General features: G+C 64.0%; 6 protein-coding genes and 1 pseudogene. 4 read left to right on the top strand and 3 right to left on the bottom strand.

The window, feature by feature from the left end; genetic code table 11:
* The 3 genes and pseudogenes from JO236_RS18970 to JO236_RS18960 form a co-directional block, all read left to right on the top strand.
* Positions 1-230, top strand: a pseudogene (locus JO236_RS18970) (NAD(P)(+) transhydrogenase (Re/Si-specific) subunit alpha); the annotation flags it as partial.
* 27 nt (positions 231-257) lie between these two features.
* Positions 258-593 carry an NAD(P) transhydrogenase subunit alpha gene (locus JO236_RS18965; RefSeq protein WP_293333959.1) on the top strand — a complete coding sequence of 112 codons (336 nt, stop codon included), beginning with the start codon at positions 258-260 and terminating at the stop codon, positions 591-593.
* Entirely contained in the window at positions 590-2,014 is a 1,425-nt protein-coding gene (locus JO236_RS18960; RefSeq protein ID WP_293333957.1) for an NAD(P)(+) transhydrogenase (Re/Si-specific) subunit beta, read from the top strand. The genes JO236_RS18965 and JO236_RS18960 overlap by 4 nt, the downstream gene beginning before the upstream one ends.
* Before the next feature lie 4 nt (positions 2,015-2,018).
* Here JO236_RS18960 and JO236_RS18955 read toward each other — a convergent pair whose 3' ends face one another.
* Complete coding sequence (locus tag JO236_RS18955; protein ID WP_293333955.1) at positions 2,019-2,144, bottom strand: hypothetical protein; 126 nt, start codon at positions 2,142-2,144, stop codon at positions 2,019-2,021.
* A gap of 160 nt (positions 2,145-2,304) precedes the next feature.
* On the opposite strand from JO236_RS18955, the gene JO236_RS18950 reads away from it, so the two are divergent.
* Positions 2,305-2,928: a TetR/AcrR family transcriptional regulator gene (locus tag JO236_RS18950; RefSeq protein ID WP_293333952.1), complete on the top strand. Its 624-nt coding sequence runs from the start codon at positions 2,305-2,307 to the stop codon at positions 2,926-2,928.
* A 51-nt stretch (positions 2,929-2,979) separates the two neighbouring features.
* Here the strand turns inward: JO236_RS18950 and JO236_RS18945 are convergent, their stop codons facing one another.
* Both JO236_RS18945 and JO236_RS18940 read right to left on the bottom strand, forming a co-directional pair.
* Complete coding sequence (locus tag JO236_RS18945) at positions 2,980-4,467, bottom strand: PE family protein (RefSeq protein ID WP_293333949.1); 1,488 nt, start codon at positions 4,465-4,467, stop codon at positions 2,980-2,982.
* A gap of 286 nt (positions 4,468-4,753) precedes the next feature.
* Positions 4,754-5,149 (bottom strand): hypothetical protein (locus JO236_RS18940; protein WP_293333946.1); only part of this gene is annotated, 396 nt, incomplete at its 5' end.

Genomic DNA, 5,149 nt, shown 5'->3' with positions numbered 1-5,149 from the left:
CGGGCCGGACAGTGGTTAAGCACGGCGTCACGATCGCCTCGCCGCTGAACCTTCCGGCGACCATGCCCGAGCACGCCAGCGAGCTGTATAGCAAGAACATCACCGCGTTGCTCGACCTGTTGATCAAGGACGGCAAGCTGGATCCCGACTTTGATGACGAGGTCATCTCGGAATCGTGTGTGACGCGCGCTCGTGCAGAACGAAGTGATGCTGAGGAGCGGCGCCAATGAACATCGAGAGGACTCCTGATGCACGGCATGTATGACGAACTGCTGGCCAATCTGGCGATCCTGGTGTTATCGGGATTCGTCGGCTTCGCGGTGATCTCCAAGGTGCCCAACACGCTGCACACCCCGCTGATGTCGGGGACCAACGCCATCCACGGCATCGTGGTGCTCGGCGCGCTCGTGGTGTTCGGCGAGGTCGACCATCCGACGCTCGCCGTGCAAATCATCCTGTTCGTAGCGGTGGTGTTCGGGACGCTGAACGTCATCGGCGGCTTCATCGTGACCGACCGGATGCTGGGGATGTTCAAGGGCAAAAAGCCGGTTTCCTCGAAGGCCGAAAAGGCAGAGGAGCCGGCCGCCAAATGAACTACTTGGTAGTCGTCCTCTACATCATCTCGTTCTCGCTGTTCATCTATGGCCTGATGGGGCTGACCGGGCCGAAGACCGCGGTGCGCGGCAACCTGATCGCTGCGGTGGGCATGGCCTTGGCCGTGACGGCGACGCTGATCAAGATCCGGCACACCGACCAATGGGTGCTGATCATTGCCGGCCTGGTGGTGGGCGTCGTGCTCGGGGTGCCGCCCGCGCGGCTGACCAAGATGACGGCCATGCCGCAGTTGGTGGCGTTCTTTAACGGCGTCGGCGGCGGAACGGTCGCGCTGATCGCGCTTTCGGAGTTCATCGAGACCAGCGGCTTTTCCGCGTTCCAGCACGGCGAATCACCGACCGTGCACATCGTGGTGGCGTCGCTGTTCGCCGCGATCATCGGGTCGATCTCGTTCTGGGGATCGATCATCGCGTTCGGCAAGCTGCAGGAGCTCATCTCCGGAGCGCCGATCGGCTTTGGCAAGGCGCAACAGCCGGTCAACCTGCTGTTGCTGGCCGCGGCCGTCACCGCCGCGGTGGTCATCGGCCTGCACGCGCAGCCCGGCACTGGCGGGGCTCCGTTGTGGTGGATGATCGGCCTGCTGGTCGCCGCCGGTGTGCTGGGCCTGATGGTGGTGCTGCCCATCGGTGGCGCCGACATGCCGGTGGTCATCTCACTGCTCAACGCCATGACCGGTCTGTCGGCCGCTGCGGCGGGTTTGGCGCTGAACAACACCGCGATGATCGTGGCCGGGATGATCGTCGGCGCGTCCGGTTCGATCCTGACAAATCTGATGGCCAAGGCGATGAACCGCTCCATCCCGGCCATCGTCGCCGGCGGTTTCGGCGGCGGCGGTGTGGCTCCCAGCGGTGACGGTGGCGGCGACAAGCACGTCAAGTCCACGTCGGCCGCTGACGCGGCGATTCAGATGGCCTACGCCAATCAGGTGATCGTGGTGCCGGGCTACGGCCTGGCCGTCGCGCAAGCCCAGCACGCCGTCAAGGATATGGCGTCGTTGCTGGAGGACAAGGGCGTGCCGGTGAAGTACGCGATCCACCCGGTGGCCGGCCGCATGCCCGGTCACATGAACGTGCTGCTGGCCGAGGCCGAGGTCGACTACGACGCCATGAAGGACATGGACGACATCAACGACGAGTTCGCGCGGACCGACGTCGCGATCGTCATCGGCGCCAACGACGTCACCAACCCGGCGGCCCGCAACGAGACGTCCAGCCCGATCTATGGCATGCCGATCCTCAACGTCGACAGAGCCAGGTCGGTGATCGTGCTCAAGCGCTCGATGAACTCGGGATTCGCGGGCATCGACAACCCGCTGTTCTACGGGGAAGGCACCACCATGCTGTTCGGCGACGCGAAGAAATCGGTGACGGAGGTCGCCGAGGAACTCAAGGCTCTATAGACGGTTAGACCGGCGGGTAGGCGGGTGGGGGGTATCCGTTGCCGGACTCGACTCCCCGCAATCCCCAGGTCAGATAATTGAAGAAGTATTCGATCTCGTCGCTCATGTCGTAGTCCGGACTCGGATCCATCGCTCCACCCTCTCGACTCGCGACTTGTCTGGCACAGTCTAATCCCAACCGCGTCGGTGCGACAGGCGCGCGGGGTTGCCTACACTGTCCAACCAGTTGATTGATAATTAGCTCGTAGCAGCCCGGGCCCGCCGTCAGCGACGACAGTGAGTGAGACTAGATGCCATCCGAAACCGCCCTTTCGCGCCGTGAGGAGTTGTTGGCGGTCGCCACCAAACTGTTCGCGGCCCGCGGCTACCACGGCACCCGGATGGACGATGTCGCCGATGTGATCGGGCTGAACAAAGCGACGGTGTACCACTATTACGCCAGCAAGTCGCTGATTCTGTTCGACATCTACCGCCAGGCCGCCGAAGGCACGCTGGCCGCCGTCCACGACGATCCCTCCTGGACCGCCCGCGAAGCGCTCTACCAATACACCGTCCGGTTGCTCACCGGGATTGCGGCCAACCCGGAGCGGGCCGCCGTGTACTTCCAGGAGCAGCCCTACATCACGGAGTGGTTCACCGCCGAACAGGTCGTCGAGGTCCGCGAGAAGGAGGCTCAGGTTTACGAGCACGTGCACGGGCTGATCGACCGCGGGATTGCCCGCGGCGAGTTCTATCAGTGCGACTCGCACGTGGTCGCCTTGGGCTACATCGGGATGACGCTGGGCAGCTATCGCTGGTTGCGGCCGAGCGGGCGGCGCACGGCCAGAGAAATCGCAGCCGAGTTCAGCACCGCGCTGCTGCGGGGACTGATTCGCGACGAGTCGATCCGGACGCACTCACCGCTCGGCCCCTAGGTCTTCCTTAGTCCCCCAGACCCTCAAGGGCCCCAAGGTCGCCTATGTCGCCTATGTCGTAGTCGGCGGCGGCTCAGGGAACACCGGCGCCGGGATCAGGTCCAGGATGTTGCCCAGGCCGCCGGTGATCGAGCCGAGCAGCGTCGACTGCGGCTGGCCGGTGTAGAAGTGCAGGCCCGGATTGATGGACGGGACGTAAGGGTAGGTCTGCGGATAATACGACGTATCCGTCGGCAAGGCTCCGGCCTCCACCGGGATGTCCACTATCGCGGCCTGGATACCCTGCGGGATACCGATGACCAGATCGGGGATGATCACAAACGGGTTGGGCAGCGCGAAAAGCGCCGAGGGCGTGGTGATGTTGGCATAGCCGCCGTTCGGTCCGTAGTCGGAGTAACCCATGTCGACGAGCACCCGCAGGTCGGGCTGGAACAGGTCCGCGATCGGGGGGCCGGCGTAGGGGATGTCGCGGATGGGCTCGACCAGCGGCAGGTGCTGAGTCATCAGCATGTAGTACTGGGTTTTGCCGGTGTAGCCCGGCGAGGTCGGCAACGGCACGGCGTGGGCCACCTGGTCGGGAGTCAACAGAGGATACGTGTTGTGCACGTAGAAGTAGCCCATGACTGCGTTGACGTCCGACAGGACGTTGAGCGGGTATTGCGGGGCGTCGGCGATGCCGTCGTACTGCGCCGTGAAAATGACGGTGTGGTACGGCGAGTCCGGCGGGGTCGCGCCACCGAACGCGACGTCCAGGAACGGGAGGTAGAAGCCCGGGAAGCGGGTGAGGATGCCGCCGTTTGGGTTATTGGGATCGCCGACGAGGGTGAACGACAGGCTGTTTGAGTACGGCGAGCCCGCCGCCATCAGCGCCTGGATTTCATGGGTGGCCACCGTGGCGCTTTGCGAGTACCCGAACACGTTGACGTTGTTTCCCACGATGTGCGACTTGATCGCGGCATCCAGCAGGGTGACGCCCTGGCCGACGGATTGGTCGAACGTCAGATTGCCGAGCGCCGGAGTCACTGGCCAGAACTGCTCGGGAGTGAACAGCCCCTGCGAGTTCGCCCCGGGAAATAACTGCTGGATGTACGACTTGTCGATCGCTATCACGTAATCGAGGTCTGGCAACGGATTACCGGTGCCGCCCATGATCAGTGCGATTTGCTGGGCGGGGGCCGGGGTTTGTGCGGGTGTCGCCCCAACCAGCGCCTGGATGGGTCCATTGACGGCGTTCGACGTGGCGGATGTCAGAGCCGCGTTTGCGGACTCGGCTTCGGCATAGACGTTTCCCGCGCCGGCCAGGGCCTGGGTGAATTCGGTGTGGAACGCGGCGGCCTGTGCGACCAACCCTTGGTACTCCTGGCCATAGGAGCCGAACAGCTCTGCGATCGCCGTCGATACCTCGTCCTCGGCCGCCGCGAGCACGCCGGTCGTCGGCCCCGCAGCCGTCGAACTCGCGGTGGTGATCGCCGACCTGATCCCGTCGATATCGGTGGCAGCCGTCGCCAGCATTTCCGGCGTCGTGATTAGGTTCGACATCTCCCCGTCCTTCCCCGCCCGTCCCCCCAGGACCGACCCGCGATCGACCCGAGACCGCGGGTATTGATCAGAGACTAGAGCGGTCGCGGCGGGAAGTTCGGCATTTTGCCCAACCTGTTATGCGTTAGCGATCAGCGGCCGCTAAGTGCTTGTCGAGGAAGGCGGTTTTGGTCGGCGGCGACACGCTCGAAGGCTTTCGAAGTCGTGCGAGACACCGTGTATCGCCGGCGGACCCCGCGGCTGCGGGAGGCTCCTGTTAGCGCTTGCGGCGTTGCTGAGAGTGCGGTCAGTCGTTCTTGTGAGGCGCCTGGCCCATGACTTGATCAAAGGTCTCGGCCAGGCGCGCGAGCGTCCGCTCGGGCAACTGCTCATCATGCTGCGGGTCGTAGTCGGGTGGCAGATACCGGCGGTTGATGTAGACGCCGGCCGCGATCGCTGACCACATCGTTACGGCGTGCTGCACACGGTGATTCTGCGGATCGACGCGCATGCGTTTGGCGAGCCCTGCTGTCAGCAACTGCTTGCGGGCCGCCGATGCCTGCTTTTGCAAATCCAGGTTTGAAGTGACGATTAAGCCCATCGCAAGCATTCGCTCACGCGTCATGACGCCGCGCCCATTGATGATGGCGTTCAGCATTTCAGCGGTCGCGATCATCAGTGCTTCGGTCGGCTCTGTGTCGGT

Origin of the sequence: Mycobacterium sp. (genome assembly GCF_019247635.1) — a bacterium.
Classification (GTDB): domain Bacteria; phylum Actinomycetota; class Actinomycetes; order Mycobacteriales; family Mycobacteriaceae; genus Mycobacterium.
The sequence above is the reverse complement of the archived record's forward strand: the minus strand, read 5'-3'. Positions and strand labels throughout refer to the sequence as shown.

What these genes read in the sequence shown, in the direction of transcription:
- JO236_RS18965 (WP_293333959.1), top strand. Translation starts at nt 258, where the DNA reads ATGTATGACGAACTGCTGGCCAATCTGGCGATCCTGGTGTTATCGGGA.
- JO236_RS18960 (WP_293333957.1), top strand. Translation starts at nt 590, where the DNA reads ATGAACTACTTGGTAGTCGTCCTCTACATCATCTCGTTCTCGCTGTTC.
- JO236_RS18955 (WP_293333955.1), bottom strand. Translation starts at nt 2,144, where the DNA reads ATGGATCCGAGTCCGGACTACGACATGAGCGACGAGATCGAATACTTC.
- JO236_RS18950 (WP_293333952.1), top strand. Translation starts at nt 2,305, where the DNA reads ATGCCATCCGAAACCGCCCTTTCGCGCCGTGAGGAGTTGTTGGCGGTC.
- JO236_RS18945 (WP_293333949.1), bottom strand. Translation starts at nt 4,467, where the DNA reads ATGTCGAACCTAATCACGACGCCGGAAATGCTGGCGACGGCTGCCACC.